Source organism: Dulcicalothrix desertica PCC 7102 (assembly GCF_003991905.1).
In the GTDB taxonomy this organism is placed as follows: Bacteria; Cyanobacteriota; Cyanobacteriia; order Cyanobacteriales; family Nostocaceae; genus Dulcicalothrix; species Dulcicalothrix desertica.
This window is the reverse complement of record NZ_RSCL01000103.1, coordinates 1-1,088: the sequence shown is the minus strand read 5'-3', so window position 1 is coordinate 1,088 and position 1,088 is coordinate 1. Positions and strand designations below refer to the sequence as shown.

The 1,088-nt window shown below is 39.1% G+C and carries 2 protein-coding genes and 1 pseudogene; all 3 read right to left on the bottom strand.

Annotation, left to right across the window (positions count from 1 at the left end; all coding sequences use genetic code 11):
* Positions 1 to 355 (bottom strand): annotated as a pseudogene (locus DSM106972_RS54690) (RNA-guided endonuclease InsQ/TnpB family protein); the annotation flags it as partial.
* Positions 315 to 752 carry a hypothetical protein gene (locus tag DSM106972_RS54685; protein ID WP_233787994.1) on the bottom strand — a complete coding sequence of 146 codons (438 nt, stop codon included), beginning with the start codon at positions 750 to 752 and terminating at the stop codon, positions 315 to 317. The pseudogene DSM106972_RS54690 and the gene DSM106972_RS54685, both read right to left, overlap by 41 nt.
* On the bottom strand, positions 727 to 1,088 hold a 362-nt coding region (locus DSM106972_RS50965), incomplete at its 5' end, for an IS607 family transposase (protein ID WP_127087849.1). The genes DSM106972_RS54685 and DSM106972_RS50965, both read right to left, overlap by 26 nt.

Below are 1,088 nucleotides of genomic sequence, written 5' to 3'. Positions count from 1 at the left end.
CCTGTCTTAACTTATATCTTAGTCGTTTAAAATTACGACCAACAGATTTATCATGTCTTGATTTTAGCTTGTCGAGATGGGAGCAAAGTTTAGCAATTTTATTAAAATCCCCGTTTCCAAACTCCGAGAAATCACTACCATCAAAGCCTGTTATAAAAGTTCTAACACCTGGGTCTAAGGCAATAACTTTGTTTGTAACTGTCTTCCTCTGCTCGCATTCTACAGGGAAGTGAGCAAACCAACGACCCTTGTTATAGGTTAATTCCGTGGAACCATCAGTTAGTATGCAAAAATTTTGACCCTTGAATTCTGGTTTAGGTAGATGCTTTGGTGGTTGATACCATCCATCTACCATTTTTGTAAGCAGTCGGGTCAAATTGAATTGTTAACTTTTGGTCACGAACACTGCGGAACTTAGCTATTTTTAATCCTGCTTGAGGATGTGGTTTCTTGTTTTTACCCTTACCAATAAAGTTAGGGTTTCTTGCAGTAAGAGACCAAGATGAGTAAGCATCCATTGATGCATTATCTAGTATTTTAGATACGTTCAATTCGTTACACCATTGCGGAATTAAACCGGAAGCTTTAAGCATAGTTCTAAAACCCATCTTACCTCCCTTGTTTCCGAGCTTTTCAAAACCTTGATTTTGGTTAAGGTAAGCAATAGAAATGTTGTAAATTTTACGGACTGCGGCTACCCATTTTTTCCAAATAACAGCAAGTTCTTTACTTGGGTATACTCGGTAACTCACTGTCAAGAGTAATTTGTTTTTTGTACTTTCTAAGTCCGTACAATCTACAACTGAAGACGTGGACGATGGCAAGAATATCCTCGACCATTTCTCGTTCTGGGCTGAGGTTTTTTTGGTCGAGAACCAGTATTTCAGTCTGCTGCCTAGTACAGAGCCATGAGATAATATCGAACCCAAAACGGCAAAGCCTATCTTTGTGGGCAACGACAACAAGTTTGATAGTGTTTGAGAGAACTCTGTCCAGTAAGGCTTGAAGACCTTTTCGTTTGAAGTTGAGTCCGCTTCCAATGTCGGTGATAATTTCTGCATCGGGATAACGAGACTTAAGAAAGTTAA